The sequence below is a fragment of the Chromobacterium vaccinii genome (assembly GCF_001855275.1).
Lineage (GTDB): Bacteria > Pseudomonadota > Gammaproteobacteria > Burkholderiales > Chromobacteriaceae > Chromobacterium > Chromobacterium vaccinii.
In genome coordinates this window covers 3,008,260-3,029,786 of sequence record NZ_CP017707.1, presented here as the reverse complement: position 1 = coordinate 3,029,786, position 21,527 = coordinate 3,008,260, and the positions used below count along the sequence as shown (strand labels likewise).

Genomic DNA, 21,527 nt, shown 5'->3' with positions numbered 1-21,527 from the left:
ATGAGCGGCCAGGCCAATAATTCCACCCACGGCGTCACGCTGGAAATGATGCTGAACCAGTTGCACGCGCATTACGGCTGGGAAGAGCTGGCCGCGCGCATCGACATCCGCTGCTTCCGCAACGATCCCAGCATCAAGTCCAGCCTGGTGTTTCTGCGCCGCACGCCGTGGGCGCGCGCGCAGGTGGAGGCGCTGTTCGTTGAAATGAAGAGTCGGCCGGCGGACTCCCGGCCGCGCTTGTTCGGCAAGAAGGCCGGCTGACATCCGATCGCCTCTTGCCGCGTTATGTTGAACAAGGCGGCGGATGGTCCGGCGCCGGCCAAGGGGAACAATATGGAAGTCGAAATCAGCGTGGAAGCGGAGAAGAAGCGCCTGAACAGCTGGGTGGCGCTGACTGTGGTGTTGTTGTCGGTGCTGATGGGCCTGGGCAAGCTGAAAGACGACAATATCGTCCAGGCGCGCCAGCTGCTGAAGGCCGACGCGGCGGACGCCTGGTCGGAGTACCAGGCCAAGAAGATCAAGCTGCACCTGACCGAGGCCGGCATGCGCCAGGCGGAGTTGCTGGCGCTGGCGAACCCGGCCAGCGCGGCGGCGCTGAAGCCGCAGCAGGAGCAATTGCGGCATGAGCTGGCGCGCTACAAGGCCGAAAGCGAGGCGCTGCGCGGCAAGGCCGAAGCCAAGGAAGGCTCGATCGAGCCGCTGAACGCGCGGCACGACCTGTTCGACATCAGCGACGCCGGCTTGTCGATCGCGGTGGCCTGCGCGGCGGTGGCGGCGCTGTCGGCCAACCTGCTGCCGTTGTTCGCGTCCTGGGGTTTCGGCGCGCTCGGCATCCTGTTCTGGCTGGCCGGCTTCGCCGGCTGGAACCTGCGCATCGAGTGGCTGATCAGCCTGCTGGGCTGACGGCGAAACCCTGGCGGGAAGGGGGTTGCAATCGGCATGGTTTTGGATCAGGCTGGCGCGATTGCGGTTTGTCCCATCCTTCCCACAGGAGCATAGCGATGAAACTGTACTTCTCCCCCGGCGCTTGTTCGCTGGCCTCGCACATCGTCCTGTTCGCCAGCGGCCTGCCGTTCAGCACCGAATCGGTCAGCCTGCGCGACGTGCCGCACACCACCGCCGGCGGCGCCGACTTCTCCGCCATCAATCCCAAGGGCTACGTGCCGGCGCTGCAGCTGGACAACGGCGAGCTGCTGACCGAGGGCGTGGCCATCATGCAGTACATCGCCGACCAGGTTCCCGACAAGCAACTGGCGCCGGCCAATGGCACGCTGCCGCGCTACCGGCTGCAGGAATGGCTGAACTTCATCTCCACCGAAGTCCACAAGAACTTCTCGCCGATCTTTTCCGGCAAGACCGACGAGGTCAAGGAAGACGCCTGGGCGCGTCTGCAGCCGCGGTTCGCGCTGCTGCAGGCGCAACTGGAGAAGACGCCTTATCTGCTGGGCGGCCAGTTCAGCGTGGCCGACGCCTATCTGTTCACCTGCCTGTCCTGGGCGCAGTATCTGCAGCGCTCGCTGGCGGCCTACCCGGCGCTGCTGGCTTTCCTGAAGCGGGTGGCCGAGTTGCCGGCGGCCCAACAGGCGCTGAAGGCTGAAGGCCTGCTCAAGTAAGCCCTCGCAAGCGCATGCGATGCCCGGCCCGCGCCGGGCATTTTGCTTGGCGCGGCGGGGAGGGATCGGCTCCGGCGTATAATGCGGACGCGATAAAAACACTCAAAAGGCCTTCCCTGATGAAATCCGCGCCGCTTTTCGCCTCTCTCGCCGCCGTGTTCGCCGCCTCCGCCTGGGCCGCTCCGGTCCAACTGCGGGTGCTGGAAACCTCCGACGTCCACATGAACCTGCTGGCTTATGACTATTACCAGGACAAGCCGGCAGCCGATTTCGGCCTGGAACGCACCGCCAGCCTGATCGCCGCGGCGCGCGCCGAGTCGCCCAACAGCTTGCTGATCGACAACGGCGATCTGCTGCAAGGCAGCCCGATGGGCGATCTGGTGGCCAAAATCAAGCCGCTGAAGGCCGGCGACACCCATCCGGCCTACAAGGTGCTCAATGCCTTGAAGTACGACGCCGGCAATCTGGGCAACCACGAATTCAACTACGGCCTGCCTTTCCTGCAGCAGTCGCTGAAGGGCGCGGCCTTCCCCTACGTCAACGCCAACGTGCTGGACGCCAGGAGCGGACAGCCGCTGTTCACGCCTTATGTCTTGCTCAAGCGCGAGGTGAAGGATGCCGAGGGCAAGGCCCATGCGTTGACCATCGGCGTGATTGGCTTCGCTCCGCCGCAGATTTTGCAGTGGGACAAGAACACTCTGCAGGGCAAGGCCACGGTGCGGGACATCCTGGAAACCGCGCGCGATTACGTGCCCAAGATGCGCGCCGCCGGCGCCGACCTGGTGATCGCGGTGCCGCATTCGGGTTTCGAGAAGGGCGAGCTGCCGCGCTTCGCCGAAAACGCGGTGTCGGGGCTGGCCGAGGTGCCGGGCATCGACGCCATCCTGTTCGGCCACGCCCATGCCGAGTTTCCGTCCACCGCTTTCGCCGGCTATCCCGGCGTGGATCTGCAGGCCGGCACCATCCATGGCGTGCCGGCGGCGATGCCGGGCCGCTGGGGCGACCACCTGGGCGTGATCGACCTGACGCTGGAGCAGGCGGAGGGCAAGTGGCGGGTGGTCGGCAAGCGGGCGACGCTCAGGCCCATCTTCGACAAACAGGCGAAGAAGCCGCTGGCGGACATCGATCCGCGCGTGAAGGCGTTGATCGGACCCGAACACCAGGCCACGCTGGACTACGTGCGCGGCGAGGTGGCCGCCACCCGCCGGCCGATCTACAGCTACTTCGCCCAGGCGGCCGACGATCCGTCGGTGGCCATCGTCGCCGAGGCGCAGCGCTGCTACATGCAAAAAGCGCTGCAGGGCACCGAGTACGAACACCTGCCCATCCTGTCCGCCGCCGCGCCGTTCAAGGCCGGCGGCCGCCAGGGCTGGAATTACTACACCGATATCCCGGCCGGCAAGCTGGCCATCCGCAACCTGGCCGACCTCTACATCTATCCCAACACCATCAAGGCGGTGAAGGTCACCGGCGCCGACGTGCGCGAGTGGCTGGAGATGTCGGCCGGCCAGTTCAATCGCATCGACCCCAAGGGCCCGGCGGCGCAGGAACTGATCAACCCGGCGTTCCGCTCCTACAATTTCGACAGCCTGTACGGCGTCAGCTACCAGGTCGACGTCACCCAGCCGGCGCGCTACGATGGCGACGGCAAGCTGGCGGCGCCGGGCAGCCACCGCATCGTCAACCTGACCTTCAACGGCAAGCCGATCGATCCCGCGCAGCGCTTCATCGTGGTGACCAACAATTACCGCGCCAGCGGCGGCGGCAACTTCCCCGGCATCAGCGCCGACAAGATCGTGGTGGACGCGCCGGACGAGAACCGCGCCGCGCTGGCGAGTTATCTCGCCAGCAAGAAAGTGATCGACCTGGGGCAGGGCCGGAACTGGCGCGTGCTGCCGGTGGCCGGCGTCGGCCTGCGGTTTACCACCGGCGCGGGGGCGATGCGCTATCTGCCGGAGCAGAAGCAGTTCAAGCTGGCGCGGGACAACGGCGACGGCTCGGTGACGCTGGAGCTGGCGGAGTAAAGCGGTCGCGAACCGGGTTTTGCCGGCCGCGGGCAGCGGCTGGCGTTCCACGTGAAACGAGAAAGTGATGATGACTCAAGACAAGCTGATCGATGTCGGCGGCCTGACCGCCGCCTTGCAGCGCTTCGCCGACGAGCGCGGCTGGAACCGGCATCATTCGCCGCGCAATCTGTTGCTGGCGCTGGTGGGCGAGGTGGGTGAGCTGGCGGAGATCTTCCAGTGGCTGGATGACGACGCTGCGGCGCGGTTGCGCGAAGACCCGGCCAAGTTCACCCATCTGCAAGAAGAGATCGCCGACGTGCTGCTGTATCTGACGCGGCTGGCGATGGTGGCCGGCGTCGATCTGGACGAGGCGGTTCGGGATAAGATGGTCAAGAACGCAATAAAATATCCGGTGGCTTGACCCTTACGCTATAGTGGCCATGGGGCATGGCCCGGCGGCAAGGAAGCGGTGGATGAGCGTGACGGAAAGGCAAGTGCAGTATCTGCGGCAACTGGTGGGCGGCGCGCGGCGCATCGCGGTATTGACCGGCGCCGGCATGAGCACCGAATCCGGCATCCCCGACTTCCGCTCCGCCGACGGCCTGTGGTCCAGGGACATGAGCCTGGCCGACGCGGTATCGGTGGACTACTTCCAGCGCGACCCCGCCGCCTTCTGGCGCGCCTTCCGCGACATCTTCCACATCAAGCTGGTGGGCGACTACCAGCCCAACGACGGCCACCGCTTCCTCGCCGCGCTGGAGGAGGACGGCAAGGAAGTTACCATCCTCACCCAGAACATCGACGGCCTGCACGGGCGGGCCGGCAGCCGCCGCGTGCTGGAGCTGCACGGCACGCTGCTGACCGCCAGCTGCCCTGATTGCCGCACGCCGCATCCGCTGGATTACGTGCAGCGGCATGAGCTTCCGGCTTGCCGCCGCTGCGGCGCGGCGTTGAAGCCGGACGTGGTGCTGTACGGCGAGGCGGTGCCGATGATAGACGTGGCCTTCCAGGCGGCGCTTAACGCCGAGCTGCTGCTGGTGATGGGCTCGTCGCTGGAAGTGTCGCCGGTCAATCTGATCCCGGTGGAGGCGGCGCGGGCCGGCATTCCCTGCGCGCTGATCAACTACACGCCCACCCGTTTCGACGCCTTGTTCGACCTGTGCATCCACGCCGGCATCGGCGAAACCTGTCGCCAGCTGCGCTCCTGATCCCTTTGGCATGATGCCGGACCCGCGCTTATCTTGAGAAGGCCGCCGTTTGCGGCGTTTCAAGGGGACGGGCAATGGATCGCATCCATTGGAATCACGGGCTGGATCCGGGCGCGGGTTTCGCCGGCAATATCGTCGCCGCCATTCTGCTGCGGCTAATCCAGCCGGCCCAGCCGGTAAGTCTGGCCGGTCTGCGCGCCCTCTATGCTCAGGCTGTAGGCGCGCGCCACCTGGCGCGCCTCCACCAGCGGCACGCCGCGGAACAGCGGTCCGTATTCGGCCTCCGATTCCGCCAGCAGCAGCGGGCTGACCAGATTGATGCGCAGCCGGCGCGGCAGTTCGACCGCGGCGGCGTTGACGAAGCCCTCCAGCGCGGCGTTGGCCATGTAGACGTTGCTCAGCAGCGGCACGATGGCCTGCGGCTGCCAGGCACCGCCCACCAGCGTGAACGAGCCGCCGTCGGCCAGCTTGTCCAGCCCGCGCAGCACCACGTTGACCTGGCCCATCAGCTTGGAGTCCAGTCCGACGCGGTAGCGCTCGGCGTTCATCTCTGCCAGCGGCCCGACGTGGCCGTTGCGGCCGCCGGTGGCCACCGCCACCGCGTCGAGCCGGGGCAGCTGTTGATACATGGCGGCGATGCTTTGCTCGTCCTCGATGTCCACGCGCACGTCGCCGTGATCGCGGCCGGCGGCGATGATTTCGTGGCGGCCGGACAGTTCGGCGGCGATGGCGCGGCCGATGTTGCCGCTGGCGCCTATCAGCAGGATTTTCATATCGTCTTCCTTGCAGCTTGAGTGGGGGAACCGTCAGCTTAGGCGCGCGCGCGGCTTGGAAAAACCGGGCAAACGTGGAAGTATTGGAACCTATATGGAAACAATCGAACCCTCATCCGAACTGGCGCTGGTCTTCCTCGAAGTGGCGGAGGCCGGCAGCATCACCGCCGCCGCCGAGCGGCTGGCCACGTCCAAGTCGCAGGTCAGCAAGCAACTGAGCCGGCTGGAAGCGTTACTGGGCGCGCAGCTGCTGTTTCGCAGCACCCGCAAGCTGACGCTGACCGAGGCCGGCCATGCCTATCTCGGCTACTGCCGCCGGCTGCGGACGCTGCTGCGGGAGTCGGCCGCGGCGGTGCGCGGCTTGAGCGGCGACGCGGACGGCACGGTGAGGCTGACGGTGCCGCAGATGTTCGCCGGCGCGTTCGGCGCCGAGCTATTGTTGGCTTTTCATCAACAGTATCCGCGCATCTCGGTGGAGCTGGACGTCAGCGTGGCCGAGCGCGATCTGGAGGAGGACGGCTTCGATCTGGCCATCCGCTCCAGCCGGGAGTTGCCGCCGCAACTGGTGGCGCGCCCGTTGTTCCAGACCCGCGACTGGGTGGTGGCGGCGCCGTCGCTGCTGGCCGAACGCGGCGCGCCGGCCGAACCCTCCGATCTGGCGCGGCTGCCCTGCGTGGTGCATAGCCGCTACCACGGCGGCGCGCGCTGGCGTTTCGAGCGCGAGGGGCGAGCGGAAGAAGTGGAGGTGCCGCATTGGCTGCAGGTCAGCGATTACAGCCTGAACCGGAAGCTGGCCGAAGCCGGCGCCGGTTTCGCGCGGCTGCCGGATTTCGTCGCCGAAGCCGCCTTGATCGGCGGCAGGCTGGCCAGGGTGCTGGCCGGCTGGGAGACGCCGGCGCGGCCGGTCTATCTTGTCTATCCGAAGAAAACGCCGCAGCCGGCCAAGTCCCGGGCGCTGATCGATTTCTGCGCCCAGTGGTTCGCCGCCCGGCCAGACCGGGGCTGAGGGCGCCGGCTTGGCCGGGCGCTCAGCGGCGCGACAGCTCGTCCAGCCCCGCGGGCTTCAGCCGCGGCGGTCCGGACAGCGCCCGCAGGAAGGCTTGCAGCGCCAGCTTTTCCGCCTCGCCGAGGCCTAGCGGCTTGAGCAGCGGCGACGGCTTGGGCTGGGTGTACTTGTCCAGCCCGGCCGCGGCCACCTCGTTGCCGCCGTTGTTGTAGAACTCCAGCACGCCGCCGCCGTCGTCGGCGAACAGCGGCATGTCGCCGTTGTGCATGTAGCCGCCGGTGTACAGCAGCTCGCGCAGACCCGGCGTGCGGAACGCGCCCATGTCTTCGCCGCGGCCGGTGATCGCCCCGCGGCCCCGATCCTCGCGGTCGCGGCCGATGAAGTGCAGGCCCAGGTTGTGGAAGCGCTGATCGGACAGCTCCGGCCCGTTGTGGCAGTTGAGACAGCGGGCCTTGGTGCGGAACAGCTGCAGGCCCCACAGCGCCTGGTTGCTCAAGGCCTGCGCGTCGCCCTTCAGGAAGCGGTCGAAGGCGCTGTCGTGGCTGATGAGCGCGCGCTCGAAAGTGGCCAGCGCCAGCGCCAGACGGTTGCTGTCCACCGCGGCGTCGCCGAAGGCGGCGGCGAACAGCGGCCCGTATTCAGGCGCGGCGGCGATCTTGGCCACCGCCGCGGCCAGCGGCTGGTGCATCTCCAGCGGATTGGCGATAGGCCCCAGCGCCTGCTGTTCCAGGCTGGCGGCGCGGCCGTCCCAGAACAGGCGGGCGAAGTAGCCGCTGTTGATCACCGACGGCGCGTTGCGGCCGCCCAACTGGCCGACGTGGCCGGAGGAGACTTCGCGGGGATCGGCCCAGCCGTGCTGCGGATCATGGCAGCTGGCGCAGGCGATGCGGTTGTTGCGCGACAACCGCGCATCGAAGAACAGCTTCTCGCCCAGCGCCGCCTTGGCCGGCGAATAGGGATTGTCGGCCGGGAATGGCATCGCCGGCAGCAGGCCCAGATCGCGGAAGCCGTCGCGGGCGGCGGCATCCAGCGTCGGCGCCGGCCAATCCGGCTGCGTGGCCTGGCCGGGGCGGTAGCGCAGGTAGCGCTGGCGCCAGTCGGCCAGCGTGGCTGCGTCGGGCGGCGTGTCGTCGCTGTCCGGCATCGGCGGCTTGGCCGCGCGCTTGCTGATGGCCAGCAAGGCGGCGGCGCCGGTGTCGGCGTACTGGCCGTCCGCGCGCAGGATGCGCGCTTTGCCGATGTCGTCCTTCACCCAGATCGCCTGCGTCGAGGCGGCGGCGGGAAAGGCCGCGCGGAACGCGGCGTCGCCGGCCAGGCGCAACTGCAGCCAGCGGCTGCCGTCCGCCGCGCTGGGCAAGGTCCAATCGCGCTGTCCGCACCAGGCCTGGCCGTTGGCCTCGCCTAGCGCGGAAGAAACTTGCCCGGCCTGCGCATCGCGCGGGCGCGCCTGCCACAGCACCACCTTGAGGAAGGCGTCCGGATGCTCGCTGTCGTCGACGCAGGCGGCTTCTGCGCCTGATCTGGCCAGGTCGCCGGCGCGGTCCACCGGGATGTAGGGCGGAATGGTTTGCGGCAGGTCTTCCGGATTGGGCGCGTCCGGCAGCGCTGGGCCGCGCACCAGTCTTATCTTGGCCGGCATGCCCAGGCTGAGGCTGACGTGGGGCAGGGTGCGGTGGGTGTCGTCGAAGGCGACTGCCAGCGAACCCCGCGCCTGGCGGCTGGTGGCGGTCCAGTAGAACGCCGGCTCGGCGTCGGGGAAGGCGCGGCGGTCGATCGCCGGCAGATTGCGCCGCGGATCGAGCTGGCTCCAGTCGAGCAGCGTTTTCAGCTCGCGCTCGCTGGGCAGCCGCCAGTCGTCGTGGCCGCACAGTTTCTGCTGGTTGACCGCATCGACGTAGGTGACGGCCAGGCAGTCCTCCTGGCCCGGCTCGCACTGGGCCGGGCGTTCGGTTTCGCGGCTGGCGCTGGCGTAATAGCTGTGCAAGCGGCTGCGCAGCCCGGATTCCGCTTTCACTTCCCAGCTGAGCCCGGTCTGGCTGTCGTCCGCGCAGCCGGCGGCTTCGCCGGTTGCCAGCGGCCGGCCGTCGACGGCGTCGCGGGCCTGGAAGCGGGCGATCGGCTTGGCGTCGAGCGCGGCCAGGCTCAGCTGCAGGTGGGCTTGCGCGTATTCGGCGCTGACCAGGCTGCGGCCGATGCCCAGTTGGTCGAGCAGGGCTTGGGCGTCGCCGATCTCGGCCAGCTTTTGCGGCTGCTGGAAGCGGGCGGCGTCGGCCGGGGCTATCTGGATGCCGTTGGCGGGGTTGTCGTCGCTGTCCAGCGTCAGCAGCAGGCGGGCGATCTTCAGCGCGGCGGGATCGCCGGCGTCTTGCGCGCCGGCCAGGCTGAGCGGGGTCAATACCGGCGAGCCGGCGGCGCCGCCGATCTCCAGTTTGCCGATGCGGAAGGCGACGGTTTCGCCGCTGAGGTATTGGAATTCGCCTGCGGCGGTGGTTTTGCCGGCGCGGGTGGGGGTTTCGTAATCCAGGCCGCTGACGGCGCTGTCGATGAAGCGGCCGGTTTGCGGCGGCGAGGCGGCGGGGCCGCCGCCGCAGCCGGCGAGCAGCAGGGCGGAGGCGAAGGTGCAGGCGAGGCGGTGCATTGTAATGAGAATTATTTGCAAAATCCTCGATTATGCCTTGCCGCGGCCTCCCGCCGCAAACGCTTACATCGCCGGCGGGAACGCCCCTTGGTCTTCGCAATTTTCCACCAGGATGTCGTCCGGACTGGTGTTGGGCACGTAGACTTGGTTGACCGGCGACGGCGGGAAGTCGGGATCGGGCGCGCAGTCGGCGCTCTGGCCCGGGCCCACCGCCACCTGGACGCCGGCTTTCAGCTGGCAGCGCACCACGCTGTTGAGCTGGCTCCAGGCCGGGCAGATGGCGTTGGCCGCCTGGTATTGGGCGACCGGTCCCTGCGGCTGGCTGAACGACCACCAGCGGCCGAGGCGGGAGCTCGGCTTGGCGCTGTCCCACACCCGGTAGACGATGACGCCAGCGGCGGCGTCCTGGCGGTAGACCGCGCCTTCGCACAGGCCGCCCTTGCCCGGCGCGCCGACGGCCTTGGCCAGCAGCTCAGGATTCTGCGCCGCGCTCATGCCGGCCGGAGGCGGCAGAACGCCGCCGACGCAGCCATTGGCGGACAGGCCCGGTTTGGCGGGCGGGGTGGTGGAGCAGGCGATCAGGATCAGGCTGAACGAGGCGACGGCGGCGCGGCGCAGCAGGGCGGACATGGGGTGTCTCCAGTCGGTGGAAAAGCGGTTCGCATACTGGAAAACATAGTTGATCCGTATGTCATTTCCAGTTGCGGATGGAAAAAAGGCGTCGACAGGAGTCGACGCCCAAAGCTGCGGAAACAATCGTGGTCAGGCCACGGCGGCGTTGGCGGCGGGCTTGCCGGCCTGGGCCGGACCGCCTTGCAGCTCGGCCTGGCGGGTCTTGGCTTGCCGGTAGTTGGCCAGCTTGATGTGGCCGAAGCCGCGCACGCCTTCCCAGGTCTTCATCCATTCCACCGCCCGCGGCAGCGTGTCCGGCGTGAGCTTGGCCAGCAGCGCCGGCAGCTCCTGCTCGAACTCGGCGATCAACTGCCGTTCCAGCTTGCGGTCGTCCTGCCAGGCGAACGGATCCAGCGCGGTGCCGCGCAGGAAGCGCAGCTTGGCCAGCAGCTTCATCGCCGGCATCAGCCAGGAGCCGATGGCGATCTTGCGCGGCTGGCCGCGGGTGAGCCAGGCCACGCCGATGTGGAAGCGCAGCTTGTAGTCGCCGTCGAACTGGGCGGCCACCTCGCGCTGGAACTCGCCGTCGCTGTACAGGCGCGCCACTTCGTACTCGTCCTTGTAGGCCAGGAGATGGTGGTAGGCGCGGGCGGCGGCCAGCGTCAGCGCGGTGCTGCCCGGCTGGGCGGCCTCCTCGGCTTGGCGCACCTGCTGCACCAGCGCCTTGTAGCGCTCGGCCAGCGCGCCGTTCTGGTAGGCGGCGAGCAGAGTGGAGCGGTGGTGGACCACGGCGTCCGGCGTTTCACGTGGAACGAATTGGACCACGGCGGTCGGGCTGACCAGCGCTTCGACGCGGGCCAGGTCCTGGGCGGCGTGGCGGCCCCAGGTGAAGGCGTCCTGATTGAACTTGACCGCGGCGCCGTTCAAGCGCACCGCTTCCATGATCGCTTCCAGCGACACCGGCACCAGGCCCTTTTGCCAGCCGTAGCCCAGCATGAACATATTGGCGGCGATGGCGTCGCCCATCAGCGCGGTGGCCAGCTTGTTGGCGTTGACCTCGCTGAAGCGGCCGGCGCCGACCGCCTCGACGATGGCGTCCTTCATCGCCTTGGCCGGGTAGCGGATGTCCGGGTTCTTCAGGAAGCCGCTGGTCGGCGATTCGTAGCTGTTGACGATGGCGTGGCTGAAACCGTCGCGCATCTTGGCCAGCGCTTCCTCGGCCGCCGTCACCACCAGGTCGCAGCCCAGCACCAGGTTGGCGTCGCCGGCGGCGATGCGCACCGCGTGCAGCTTGTCCTGAGAGTCGGCGATGCGCACGTGCGACCATACCGAGCCGCCCTTCTGCGCCAGGCCGGCCATGTCCAGCACCGTCACGCCCTTGTTGTCGAGGTAGGCGGCCATGCCCAGCACCTGGCCGATGGTGACCACGCCGGTGCCGCCGACGCCGGTGACCATGATGCCGAACGGCTCGTGCAGCGCCGGGATCTTCGGCATCGGCAGCGCCGGCATCTTGGCGAGGTCGGCGCTGGCGCCGGCCGGCTTTCTCAGCTTGCCGCCTTCCACGGTGACGAAGCTGGGGCAGAAGCCCTCGACACAGGAGTAGTCCTTGTTGCAGCTGGACTGGTCGATCTTGCGCTTGCGGCCCAGCGGCGTTTCCACCGGCAGCACCGACAGGCAGCCGGACTTCTTGCTGCAATCGCCGCAGCCTTCGCACACGCGCTCGTTGATGAAGGCGCGCTTGGCCGGGTCTGGGAACTCGCCCCGCTTGCGGCGGCGGCGCTTTTCGGCGGCGCAGGTCTGATCGTGGATCAGGATGGTCACGCCCTCGATGTCGCGCAGCTCGCGCTGCACGCGGTCCAGCTCGCGGCGGTGAAACACGTCGATGCCGGGCGCCAGGCCCTGGGCGTTCTGGTACTTGTCCGGGTTGTCGCTGGTGATCACGATGCGCTTGACGCCTTCGGCCGCCAGCTGGCGGGTCATCATCGGCACGTCCAGGTAGCCGTCCACGTGCTGGCCGCCGGTCATCGCCACCGCATCGTTGTACAGGATCTTGTAGGTGATGTTGACTTTGCCGGCCACCGCGGCGCGGATGGCCAGGATGCCGGAGTGGAAGTAGGTGCCATCGCCCAGGTTGGTGAAGATGTGGCGGGTGGTGGTGAACGGCGCCTGGCCCAGCCAGGTGATGCCCTCGCCGCCCATCTGGGTGAAGGTCTTGGTGTTTTCCGGGCTGATCCAATGCGCCATGTAGTGGCAGCCGATGCCGGCCACCGCGCGGCTGCCTTCCGGCAGCTTGGTCGAGGTGTTGTGCGGGCAGCCGGAGCAATAGTGCGGCACGCGGGCGATGGATTCGCGCGGCTGCACCAGCTGCGCCTCTTTATCGTCGTAGAACTTCAGCCGGTCGTGGATCACCGGGCTGTCGAAGATCAGCGCCAGCCGGTTGGCGATGGCGCGGGCGATCATCGCCGGGGTCAGCTCGCCGGCGGCCGGCAGCAGCCAGTCGCCGTGCGGCAGCGCCCATTCGCCTTTCTCGGCGAACTTGCCCACCACGCGCGGGCGGATGTCGTCGCGCCAGTTGTACAGCTGTTCCTTCAGCTGGTATTCGATGATCTGGCGCTTCTCTTCCACCACCAGGATTTCTTCCAGGCCCTGGGCGAACTGGCGCACGCCTTCCGGCTCCAGCGGCCACACCATGCCCACCTTGAAGATGCGCAGGCCGATGTCGGCGGCCTGGGCCTCGCTGATGCCCAGGTCGTCCAGCGCCTGCATCACGTCGAGGTAGCTCTTGCCGCAGGTGATGATGCCCAGGCGCGGCTTGGGCGAATCCAGCGTGATGCGGTTGAGCTTGTTTTCGCGCGCGTAGGCCAGCGCCGCGTACAGGCGGTGGTGCAGCACGCGCTTTTCCTGCGCCAGCGGGGTGTCCGGCCAGCGGATGTTGAGGCCGTCCTCGGGCAGCGGGAAATCCTTGGGAATCTTGAATTCCAGCCGTTCCGGCGTGATGTCGACGATGGCCGAGCTCTCGACGGTGTCGGTGATCGCCTTGATCGACACCCAGCAGCCGGAATAGCGGCTCATCGCCCAGCCGTGCAGGCCCAGGTCCAGCACTTCCTGCACGCCGGACGGGCTCAGGACCGGGATCATGCTGGCGGCCAGAATGTGGTCGGACTGGTGGGGGAAGGTGGACGACTTGGCGGCGTGGTCGTCGCCGCAGACCAAGAGCACGCCGCCGTGCTTGGAGGTGCCGGCCGCGTTGCCGTGCTTGAGCACGTCGCCGGAGCGGTCCACGCCTGGACCCTTGCCGTACCACAGCGAATAGACGCCGTCGTATTTGGCGCCTTCGAAGATGTTGACCTGCTGGGTGCCCCAGACCGCGGTGGCGGCCAGATCTTCGTTGAGGCCGGGATGGAACACCACGTTGTGGGCATCCAGATGCTTCTTGGCCTTGATCATGGTCTGGTCGACATTGCCCAGCGGCGATCCCCGGTAGCCGGTGACGTAGCCGGCGGTGTTGAGGCCGGCGGCTCGGTCCAGTTCCTGCTGCAGCATGGGCAGGCGCACCAGCGCCTGGATGCCTGTCATCAGAACCTGGCCGGTGGGGGCGGTGTATTTTTCTTCCAGGTCTGCGTGGCGGATTGACATGGTTTCTCCTCCTGTCGTGCTCGCTTGTGGCGATCAGCCCGCGGCTGCCTTGTGGGCGGCTGGTTCCGGGCGCTTGCTGTGCTGGCGGGCGCCGGGGACACTTTATTTTTATACCTTGTGCCCTGGGTATGCGCGGCTGTCGCAGCTTAGAGTGTTAACCCTAATTTCGCCGACTATAGTTTACGTTTACGTCAACGTCAAATGGATCGCGACAAGGCATGTCCGGGTGCGGTTTATGTGCCAGTGCAGCAAAATATTGCTTGTTAAGTGTTTGTAAACTGACTGTATAGGTAATGATGATTTTTCCGATGGAATAAAGCGGGTAAGCTGGATGTTGGAATATTCCGTGTCGCAGAGAATCGCATGTCTTCCTCTTCTTCCGCCGGCGATAGCCGCGGCGTGCTGTACACCGTCGGCGCCTTCATCTGCTGGGGCCTGTTTCCGCTGTACTGGAAGCCGCTGCACGAGGTGCCGGCCTTGCAAATTCTGTGCCACCGCATCGTCTGGTCGGCCTTGTTCGTCGCGCTGGTGCTGACCGCGCTCAGGCAATGGGGCGATCTGCGCGCCGCGCTGCGCCAGCCGCGCCAGCTGGGCATCTTCGCGCTGTCGTCGACGGTGCTGTCGCTGAACTGGCTGATCTATATCTGGGCGGTGAATGCCGGCCATGTGGTGGAGGCCAGCCTCGGCTACTTCATCAATCCGCTGGTCAACGTGCTGCTGGGGCGGCTGGTATTGTCCGAACGGCTGAGCCGGCCGCAGAAGCTGGCGGTGGGACTGGCGGCGGCGGGCGTGGCCTGGCTGACCTTCAGCGCCGGCTCGCTGCCGTGGATCGCCTTGTCGCTGGCCGCCACCTTCGGCTTGTACGGCCTGCTGCGCAAGATGGCGCCGCTGCCGTCGCTGCCCGGCCTGGCGCTGGAAACCTTCCTGATGTCGCCGCTGGCGCTGGCGGCGCTGCTGTGGTTCGAATGGAGCGGGCAGGGCGCTTTCGGCCATGTCGACGCGCTGCGCAACGGCTTGCTGATCGGCGCCGGGGTGGTGACGGCGGTGCCGCTCTTGATGTTCGCCGCCGGCGCGCGCCGGCTGAAGCTGGCCACCGTGGGGCTGATCCAGTACATCGGTCCCAGCATCCAGCTGGCGCTGGGCGTGATGCTGTATGGCGAGCCTTTCGGTCCCGACCGCGCGATGGGTTTCGCGCTGATCTGGGGCGCGCTGGCGCTGTATTCGGCGGTGGGCGCGCGCGAGCTGTGGCGCGGCAGGCGCCGGCAGCCGGCTTGAGCCGCCTGGTCCATCAAAGAAAAACGGCCATCCCGGAGGATGGCCGTTTTTTCATGCGCGGCGCGCCGTTTCAGTGCGCGGGCTGGGTCAGCTTGAGCAGCAGCTGGAAGCGGTCTTCGACGCCGAACTTCTGGAAGATGGCGGTGAGGTGGGCCTTGACCGTGCGCTCGGTGATGTCCAGCTCGCGGGCGATCTCCTTGTTGGAGCGGCCCTGCTTGAGGATGGCGATCACCTCGGCCTCGCGGCTGGATACCCGATCGCGCCAGCCGGCCTGCTCGGGCGGCGGCACCAGCGCGCCGAAGCGCTGGCACAGCTGCAGCAGCAGGCTGCGGCCCAGCCAGGTGCCGCCGGCGGCGACGCTGGCGGCGATCTGGCGCAGCTCGTCGGCGGCGGCGTAGGCGTGGGCGTAGCCGGACACGCCCAGTTGCAGCCAGTGCATGCCTTCGGCGTCGTTGGGCGAGGAGCTGAGCGCCACCACCCGGTAGTGGCGGCACAGCGTCGGCCAGTCGGCGTCGCGCTGGCCGGCGTCCAGGCTGGCCAGATCCAGCCACAAGACGGCGTCCCGCTCCGGCGGCGGCAGGCGCGCGCAGCGGCGCGCCTCTCCCAGCGCGTCCTGCCAGTAGCCGGCCAGCACCGAGCTGGCGGAGAACAGCAGGTGGACCATGTCAGCGCTCCCGCAACGCTTCGGCCTTGGCGCGCAGCACCGGCTTCAGCAGATAGGACAGAATGCTCTTCTTGCCGGTCATGATGTCCACCTGGGCCACCATGCCGGGGAAGATGGGCAGCTTTTCCTTGCCCAGCAGCGAGCCCTGGGTTTTCACCTTGACGATGTAGAAGGCGTTGCCCTTCTCGTCGGTGATGGTGTCGGCGCCGATCTCGGCCACGCTGCCCTCCATGCCGCCGTAGATGGTGAAGTCGTAGGCGGTGAAGCGCACCACGGCGCGCTGGCCGGGATGGAGGAAGGCGATGTCGCGCGGGGTGATCCGGGTTTCCAGCAGCAGCGAGTCGTCCATCGGCACGATCTCGATGATGTCCTTGCCCGGCTGCACCACGCCGCCGATGGTGTTGATGAACAGCCGCTTGATCTCGCCGCGCACCGGGGAGCGCACTTCGGACAGTTTGACCTTGTCGGCCAGAGCCACGCTGCCGGCGGACAGGCTGCTGGCCTTGGCCATGGTGTCCGACAGCTCGGCGCTGGCGGTGTTGCGCATCGCCAGCTCCACCTCCTGGATCTTGCGCTGCGCCTCGCCGATGGCGGCCTGGATCTTGGGCATCTGGGCGGCGGCCTGGTCGCGTTCGCCGCGGAAACGGGCGACGTCGCGCTCAAGGCGCAGCAGGTCGACGTCGGATACCGCGCCGGACTCCTTCAGCGGCCGGGTGACGGTGAGTTCCTTCATCGTCAGATCGTAGCTGGACAGGGCCTGGGCATAGCGGGCGCGCACCTCGTTCAGCTCCTGGCTGCGCTGCGCCAACTGCTGGCGGGCGATGCCGACGCTGGCGTTCAGCTCCATCTGCTTTGAGTTGTACAGGTCCAGTTCCTGCTTGGCGATCTCCGGCGCCAGCTCCAGCACCTTGGGCGGCAGCGTGAACGGCGTGCCGTTGGCCAGCGCCTTCAGCCGCGCGGTCTTGGCCTGCAAGGCCAGGTACTGCGCCTGGTTTTCCTCCAGCGAGGAGACGAAGCGGGTGTTGTCCACCTTGAGCAGCAGCTGGCCCTTCTGCACCACCTGGCCCTCCTTGACCAGGATCTGCGACACCACGCCGCCGTCCAGGCTCTGCAGGTGCTGGTTCTGGCTGGACGGGATCACCTTGCCCTCGCCGCGCGACACTTCGTCCACCTTGGCGAAGGCCGCCCACAGGAAGGCGACGATGAACACGCCCAGCATGCTCCAGACGAAGATGCGCGGCCGGCCCGGGCTCTGCTGCAGGATCGCCCAGTCGGCGTCGGCGGCGAAGTCGTTGCGGTCGGCCAGGTCGCGGGCGGAGGCCCAGTCCATCAGCTTGTCCCAGTACGGGCCGGTGCGTTCCTGGCCGCGCTCCACCCAGCCGTTCAGGCGTTGTTTCCAGTTCATTTCCATCTCAAACGCCCGCCTTTCCGATCTTGCCCTGTTGCAGCGCTTCGATCACTTGTTGCTTGGGACCGTCGGCGACGATGGCGCCGTGGTCGACCACGATCAGCCGGTCCACCAGGTCCAGCAGCGCGTTGTGATGGGTGACCAGCAGCATGGTCTTGCCGGACGACACCCGGGCCAGCGTCTGGCGGATCTGGCTTTCGCTGCTGTGGTCCATATTGCTGGTCGGCTCGTCCAAGAGCAGGATGGGTGGCGAGTTCAGCAGCGCGCGGGCGATGGTCACCGCCTTGCGCTGGCCGCCGGACAGCGATTCGCCGCGTTCGCTGATCAGCATGTCGAAGCCTTGCGGATGGCTGTTGACGAACTCGGTCAGCCCGGCCTGCTCGGCGGCGGCGGCGATGCTGGCGTCGAAGGCATGCGGCGAGCCCATGGAGATGTTCTGCCGCATGGTGCCGTAGAACAGCACCGGATCCTGCGGCACGTGGCCGATCTGGCGGCGCAGCTCGGCCGGGTCGATCTGCTTGATGTCCATGCCGTCGATATGGATCGCGCCACCGGTCGGCTGGTACAGGCCCAGTATCATCTTCTGGATGGTGGTCTTGCCGGAGCCGACGCGGCCGATGATGGCCACGCGCTCGCCGGCGCGGATCTTGAACGACACCTCGCGCAGCGCCACCATCGGGTTGTTCGGGTAGTTGAACGACACGTTGCGGAACTCGATCTCGCCCTTGAAGCTGGTGCGGTGGAAGAAGGCGGCGTCCTTCTCGCGCTCCACCGGCATCTTCATGAAGCCGTCCAGCGAGGCCAGCGAGGTCTTGGCGTTGTGGTACTGGGTCAGCAGGCTGACCACCTGGCTCAGCGGCGCCATCGCGCGGCTGGACAGCATCACCGCGGCGATCACGCCGCCCATGGACACGTTGCCGGCCATGATCTCGTATACGCCCAGCACCAGCATGGCGACCGACAGCAACTGCTGGATGAAGCCGGCGAAGTTCATCGTGGAGGCGGCCAGGATCTTCAGTCGCGAGCCGACCTGGGCCAGGAACAGCGTGGCCTGTTCCCACTTGCCCTGCAGCACGCCCTCGGCGGCCAGCACCTTGACGGTTTCCAGCCCGGACAGGCTTTCCACCAGGTAGGCGTTGCGCTGCGAGCTGGCGCGCAGCGTGGTCTCGGTCAGCGCCTGCATCCGCTCCTGCACCAGCAGGGCGAAAGTCAGCATGATGAAGATGGCGATCACCATCGGCACCGCCATCAGCGGCGAGATCCACAGGATGGCCACCAGGAAGATCAGCACGAAGGGCACGTCGATCAGCGCGGTGATCGACGCCGAGGCGATGAAGTCGCGCACGGTTTCGAAGGCGCGCAGATTGGCGGCGAACGCGCCGACCGAGGCCGGCCGCGCCTCCATCCGGATGCCCAGCACCCGCTCCATGATCAGCGCCGACAGCGCGACGTCGACCCGTTTGCTGGCCAGGTCTATCAAGTAGCCGCGGGTCAGCTTGAGCAGAAAATCGAACACCAGCACCAGCGCGGCGCCTATCGCCAGCACCCACAGCGTTTCCAGCGCCATGTTCGGCACCACGCGGTCGTAGACCGCCATCGACACGATGGGCATCGCCAGCGCGAAGACATTGATCAGGAAGGCAGCCATCAGCGCGTCGCGGTACAGCGACTTGCTGCCGTAGATGGTGCGCCAGAACCAGTGGCGCGCGCGGATCTCGGCCAGCTCCGGCGCGCGCTTCTCGTACTGGAAGCGCGGCTTCACCAGGATGGCGATGCCTTCGAAGCTGTGGTCCAGGTCTTCCAGCGGAATCTCGACGACGGCGTCCGGCAGCTCGGACATGCTGAGGAAGGCGACGCCGTCGCGGATCTCGCGCAGGATGCCGGCGGTGTTGTTCTCCAGCAGCAGCACGGCGGGCAGCAGCTGCTGGCGCAGGCTGGACAGCGGCTGGCGCACCACGCGGGTGGACAGGCCGATGCGGCGCGCCGAGCGCGCGAACATCGACGGAGACAGCCGGTTGTCCACCAGCGGAATGCCGGCCACCAGCGATTCGCGGGTGGCGGTGATGCCGTAGCCGCGGGCCAGCGAGAACAGGCAGTCGAGCAGGGGGTCGAGATGGGTCGCTTGCTCGCTCAGCGGCTGCGCGGTTTCAGGATTGGATATTTCGGAAGCCATGCTTCCACTCCCATGGATATTGTCGGCAATCGTGCCGGGTCTGACTGTTTACGTGCCGCCAAAGGAACGCGCGGCCGGGCGCGAACGGCGATCAGCTTCCGTTCCGCGCGCGGGCCGGCGCCCCGATGCCGGTGATCGCCGCCACAATGGCCAAAAGACCCGCATTGCGGGTCTTGCCTGGTTGCGGCGGCCAGGTTTTAGCGTTTGGCTTTGCCAGTCTTCTTCGCTGGCGCGGCGTCTTCCGCCATCGTGGTGGACACATAAGGATGGATGGGGATGCCGGCGGTGCTGAACGGCTGCGGCGGCGTGTAGGCGGTATTGCAGGCGTCGCGCTGCGAGTCGTCGCTGTCGGATTCGAAGCTTTGTTCTTCGATCGGCTTCAGCTGCAGAGCGGGCAGCAGCAGGCCGGACGCGGCCAGCACGCGGGCTTGGGCCAGCTTGTTGTCGTAGTCGGCGTTGGCCAGCGCGCGCTTGGAGTCGTACAGCTCGTTCTCGCTGTCCAGCACGTCCAGCAGGGTGCGCTGGCCGATGTCGAACTGCTTCAGGTAGGCATCGCGGGCCTTTTCGGTAGACAGCGCGTGCTGGCGCAGATAACCCATTTGTTCGCTCAGCTTGTGGGCATCGTTGCTGGCGATGCGCACCGTCTGCTGCAGGTCGCGGCAGGCTTTGTCGCGCAGGTCCAGCGCCGAGTTGTAGCGTTCGGCGGCCACGCCCAAGCGGGCCTTGTCGGCGCCGCCGCGGAACAGGTTGATGTTGAACACCAGCGCCACCGACTGCTTGTCGTGGGTGCCGTAGACGCTGTTCAGGTTGTCGGTTTTCTCGGCGTGGGCGCGTAGGTCCAGCGTCGGCGAGAAAGCGCCGCGCTTGACCTTGAGATCGCTCTGGGCGGCGCGCACGCCTTCCTGCGCTGCCAAATAGGCAGGGCTGCTGCGCACCGCGGAGACCAGCAGGTCCTTGTCGCGCGGCAGCTTGTCCTGCATCGCCGGCACCGGCGCCAGGTCGGTCGGCGGCTCCTCGCCGATCAGGCGCGCGTAGCGGGCGGACACATCGTGCAGATTGGAGGACTCGTTGATCATATTGGTTTCGGACAGCGCCAGCCGGCCGGCTGCCTGTTCCAGGTCGACGCGGCGGCCGACGCCGGCCTTCACCTTTTGTTCGATCTGATCGTAGATGCCCTTGTGGACGCCGTAGCTTTCCTTGGCGTAATCCAGCAGCTGGCGGTAGCGCAATACGTCCAGATAGGTGCGGGTGGCTTCCAGGCCCAGCTGTTCGGAGGCGTCGACGAATTCGTAGTACTTGCCGCGTTTGCCGAACTCCAGCTGCTTGACCGTGTTCATGGTCTGGAAGCCCTGGAACAGGTTCTGGCTGAGGTCTGCGGACCAGCCCTTGCGGTTGAAGTCGCTGGTGATTTGCGGGCCGTAATTGACCAGCGGCTCCTTGTTGTCTTCGCGGGCCTGGGTGTAGGAGACATCCACGGTCGGCAGATAGCCGGAACGGCCGATGCCGACTTCTTCCGCCGACGAGCGGAATTCATGGAAGCGGAAGCGGACTTCCGGATTGTTGGCGATGGTTTTTTCCACGACTTGACGCAGGTCGGTGGCCTGCGCCGATGCGGCCGCTAAACTCATCAACGCGGCCAGCGTCAGGCGAACGCTGCATTTTTGTAAGCGTTTCATGGTTAATCGTCTCCGGGTGCAAGAGGTTGATATTATTAAATATTTCAATAAATAGATTAAACAAATTTTCTTTAAATGGCAAGTGAATATTCCGCGCCAAGCGAATATCATTCGTCAATCTGCTACAGTTGCGATCATTGATCGGCATGGAATGACCATGAAGCTTGCCTCGCTCGTTTCGGGACGGCGCTTGCGGCGCTGCCTGATGTCCGTCGCGCTGTTGCTGGCGGGCCTGTGCGTCACCGCCGCCAGCCTGCCGACCGAGCGTTCGGCCGCCCGCTACGGCCCGCGCGCGGTCGCGCTGTTCCGCGAATGGAACCAGCTGCTGGGCAAGCTGCAGGGCGTGGACGAGCGGCAGAAGCTGGCCGAGGTTAACCAGTTTTTCAACCGGCGCATCCTGTACCGCGAGGACATAGACAACTGGGGCGTTCAGGATTATTGGGCGACGCCGCTGGAGATGTTCGGCAAGGGGGCGGGCGACTGCGAGGACTTCAGCATCGGCAAGTACATCTCGCTGCTGGTGCTCGGCGTCTCGCCGGACAAGCTGCGCATCACCTACGTCAAGGCTCGGATAGGCGGGCCGGACAGCACGATCAGCCAGGCTCACATGGTGCTGGCCTATTATCCCACGCCCAGCGCCGAGCCGCAGATTCTGGACAGCCTAGTGACCTCGATCGAGCCGGCTTCGCAGCGGACCGACCTGCTGCCGGTGTTCAGCTTCAACGCCCAGGGCCTGTGGGTGGGCAACCGCAGCAGCAATGTCTCCAAGCTGACGCGATGGCGCCAGGTGATGGACAAGATGAAAAACGAGGGCTTCACTTTTTGAGATGGGCGACGCG

17 protein-coding genes are annotated in these 21,527 nt (G+C 66.9%); 9 read left to right on the top strand and 8 right to left on the bottom strand.

All coding sequences use genetic code 11. The features are described 5' to 3' along the window. From BKX93_RS13975 to BKX93_RS13950, 6 genes are all read left to right on the top strand, one after another. Entirely contained in the window at window positions 1–261 is a 261-nt protein-coding gene (locus BKX93_RS13975) for a VF530 family protein (RefSeq protein WP_046158505.1), read from the top strand. Between the two features lie 72 nt (window positions 262–333). Beyond that, window positions 334–903: a DUF4337 domain-containing protein gene (locus tag BKX93_RS13970; RefSeq protein ID WP_046158521.1), complete on the top strand. Its 570-nt coding sequence runs from the start codon at window positions 334–336 to the stop codon at window positions 901–903. Between the two features lie 98 nt (window positions 904–1,001). Then, entirely contained in the window at window positions 1,002–1,613 is a 612-nt protein-coding gene (gene gstA, locus BKX93_RS13965; protein WP_070980278.1) for a glutathione transferase GstA, read from the top strand. 119 nt (window positions 1,614–1,732) lie between these two features. Then, complete coding sequence (locus BKX93_RS13960) at window positions 1,733–3,637, top strand: bifunctional 2',3'-cyclic-nucleotide 2'-phosphodiesterase/3'-nucleotidase (RefSeq protein WP_070980276.1); 1,905 nt, start codon at window positions 1,733–1,735, stop codon at window positions 3,635–3,637. Between the two features lie 67 nt (window positions 3,638–3,704). Then, window positions 3,705–4,040 carry a nucleotide pyrophosphohydrolase gene (locus tag BKX93_RS13955; RefSeq protein ID WP_235429334.1) on the top strand — a complete coding sequence of 112 codons (336 nt, stop codon included), beginning with the start codon at window positions 3,705–3,707 and terminating at the stop codon, window positions 4,038–4,040. A gap of 52 nt (window positions 4,041–4,092) precedes the next feature. Continuing rightward, entirely contained in the window at window positions 4,093–4,827 is a 735-nt protein-coding gene (locus BKX93_RS13950) for an NAD-dependent protein deacylase (RefSeq protein ID WP_070980274.1), read from the top strand. Between the two features lie 155 nt (window positions 4,828–4,982). On the opposite strand, the gene BKX93_RS13945 is transcribed toward BKX93_RS13950, so the two are convergent. Continuing rightward, the gene (locus tag BKX93_RS13945) at window positions 4,983–5,600 is read right to left on the bottom strand and encodes a short chain dehydrogenase (RefSeq protein WP_046168479.1); all 618 of its coding nucleotides are present in this window, start codon (window positions 5,598–5,600) and stop codon (window positions 4,983–4,985) included. A gap of 94 nt (window positions 5,601–5,694) precedes the next feature. Between BKX93_RS13945 and BKX93_RS13940 the strand changes: the two genes are divergently transcribed. Next, a complete protein-coding gene (locus BKX93_RS13940; RefSeq protein WP_186009424.1) occupies window positions 5,695–6,606 on the top strand; it encodes a LysR family transcriptional regulator in 912 nt (303 codons plus the stop codon). A gap of 22 nt (window positions 6,607–6,628) precedes the next feature. Here the strand turns inward: BKX93_RS13940 and BKX93_RS13935 are convergent, their stop codons facing one another. From BKX93_RS13935 to BKX93_RS13925, 3 genes are all read right to left on the bottom strand, one after another. Then, window positions 6,629–9,244: a cytochrome c peroxidase gene (locus BKX93_RS13935; RefSeq protein WP_070980272.1), complete on the bottom strand. Its 2,616-nt coding sequence runs from the start codon at window positions 9,242–9,244 to the stop codon at window positions 6,629–6,631. Between the two features lie 63 nt (window positions 9,245–9,307). After that, a complete protein-coding gene (locus BKX93_RS13930) occupies window positions 9,308–9,874 on the bottom strand; it encodes a hypothetical protein (protein ID WP_070980270.1) in 567 nt (188 codons plus the stop codon). Window positions 9,875–10,006: 132 nt separating this feature from the next. Then, the gene (locus BKX93_RS13925; protein ID WP_070980268.1) at window positions 10,007–13,492 is read right to left on the bottom strand and encodes an indolepyruvate ferredoxin oxidoreductase family protein; all 3,486 of its coding nucleotides are present in this window, start codon (window positions 13,490–13,492) and stop codon (window positions 10,007–10,009) included. A 363-nt stretch (window positions 13,493–13,855) separates the two neighbouring features. Between BKX93_RS13925 and rarD the strand changes: the two genes are divergently transcribed. Continuing rightward, window positions 13,856–14,767, top strand: a complete 912-nt coding sequence (gene rarD / locus BKX93_RS13920) for an EamA family transporter RarD (protein WP_046168476.1) — start codon at window positions 13,856–13,858, stop codon at window positions 14,765–14,767. A gap of 70 nt (window positions 14,768–14,837) precedes the next feature. On the opposite strand, the gene BKX93_RS13915 is transcribed toward rarD, so the two are convergent. The 4 genes from BKX93_RS13915 to BKX93_RS13900 form a co-directional block, all read right to left on the bottom strand. Next, window positions 14,838–15,431 carry a helix-turn-helix transcriptional regulator gene (locus BKX93_RS13915; RefSeq protein ID WP_052717657.1) on the bottom strand — a complete coding sequence of 198 codons (594 nt, stop codon included), beginning with the start codon at window positions 15,429–15,431 and terminating at the stop codon, window positions 14,838–14,840. 1 nt (window position 15,432) lies between these two features. Further along, window positions 15,433–16,836 (bottom strand): HlyD family type I secretion periplasmic adaptor subunit, encoded by a 1,404-nt coding sequence (locus BKX93_RS13910; RefSeq protein WP_235429505.1) that lies wholly within the window; start codon window positions 16,834–16,836, stop codon window positions 15,433–15,435. Window positions 16,837–16,843: 7 nt separating this feature from the next. Further along, on the bottom strand, window positions 16,844–19,012 hold the full coding sequence (locus BKX93_RS13905) for a type I secretion system permease/ATPase (RefSeq protein WP_046168474.1): 2,169 nt from the start codon (window positions 19,010–19,012) through the stop codon (window positions 16,844–16,846). 197 nt (window positions 19,013–19,209) lie between these two features. After that, entirely contained in the window at window positions 19,210–20,688 is a 1,479-nt protein-coding gene (locus BKX93_RS13900) for a TolC family outer membrane protein (RefSeq protein WP_046168473.1), read from the bottom strand. Between the two features lie 157 nt (window positions 20,689–20,845). On the opposite strand from BKX93_RS13900, the gene BKX93_RS13895 reads away from it, so the two are divergent. Beyond that, a complete protein-coding gene (locus tag BKX93_RS13895) occupies window positions 20,846–21,514 on the top strand; it encodes a transglutaminase-like cysteine peptidase (protein ID WP_231161302.1) in 669 nt (222 codons plus the stop codon). The last annotated feature ends 13 nt before the right edge of the window (window positions 21,515–21,527 follow it).

Bases quoted from the DNA above. Each gene is read 5' to 3' on its own strand.
- BKX93_RS13975 (WP_046158505.1), top strand. From the start codon at position 1: ATGAGCGGCCAGGCCAATAATTCCACCCACGGCGTCACGCTGGAAATG.
- BKX93_RS13970 (WP_046158521.1), top strand. From the start codon at position 334: ATGGAAGTCGAAATCAGCGTGGAAGCGGAGAAGAAGCGCCTGAACAGC.
- gstA (WP_070980278.1), top strand. From the start codon at position 1,002: ATGAAACTGTACTTCTCCCCCGGCGCTTGTTCGCTGGCCTCGCACATC.
- BKX93_RS13960 (WP_070980276.1), top strand. From the start codon at position 1,733: ATGAAATCCGCGCCGCTTTTCGCCTCTCTCGCCGCCGTGTTCGCCGCC.
- BKX93_RS13955 (WP_235429334.1), top strand. From the start codon at position 3,705: ATGATGACTCAAGACAAGCTGATCGATGTCGGCGGCCTGACCGCCGCC.
- BKX93_RS13950 (WP_070980274.1), top strand. From the start codon at position 4,093: ATGAGCGTGACGGAAAGGCAAGTGCAGTATCTGCGGCAACTGGTGGGC.
- BKX93_RS13945 (WP_046168479.1), bottom strand. From the start codon at position 5,600: ATGAAAATCCTGCTGATAGGCGCCAGCGGCAACATCGGCCGCGCCATC.
- BKX93_RS13940 (WP_186009424.1), top strand. From the start codon at position 5,695: ATGGAAACAATCGAACCCTCATCCGAACTGGCGCTGGTCTTCCTCGAA.
- BKX93_RS13935 (WP_070980272.1), bottom strand. From the start codon at position 9,244: ATGCACCGCCTCGCCTGCACCTTCGCCTCCGCCCTGCTGCTCGCCGGC.
- BKX93_RS13930 (WP_070980270.1), bottom strand. From the start codon at position 9,874: ATGTCCGCCCTGCTGCGCCGCGCCGCCGTCGCCTCGTTCAGCCTGATC.
- BKX93_RS13925 (WP_070980268.1), bottom strand. From the start codon at position 13,492: ATGTCAATCCGCCACGCAGACCTGGAAGAAAAATACACCGCCCCCACC.
- rarD (WP_046168476.1), top strand. From the start codon at position 13,856: ATGTCTTCCTCTTCTTCCGCCGGCGATAGCCGCGGCGTGCTGTACACC.
- BKX93_RS13915 (WP_052717657.1), bottom strand. From the start codon at position 15,431: ATGGTCCACCTGCTGTTCTCCGCCAGCTCGGTGCTGGCCGGCTACTGG.
- BKX93_RS13910 (WP_235429505.1), bottom strand. From the start codon at position 16,836: ATGAACTGGAAACAACGCCTGAACGGCTGGGTGGAGCGCGGCCAGGAA.
- BKX93_RS13905 (WP_046168474.1), bottom strand. From the start codon at position 19,012: ATGGCTTCCGAAATATCCAATCCTGAAACCGCGCAGCCGCTGAGCGAG.
- BKX93_RS13900 (WP_046168473.1), bottom strand. From the start codon at position 20,688: ATGAAACGCTTACAAAAATGCAGCGTTCGCCTGACGCTGGCCGCGTTG.
- BKX93_RS13895 (WP_231161302.1), top strand. From the start codon at position 20,846: ATGAAGCTTGCCTCGCTCGTTTCGGGACGGCGCTTGCGGCGCTGCCTG.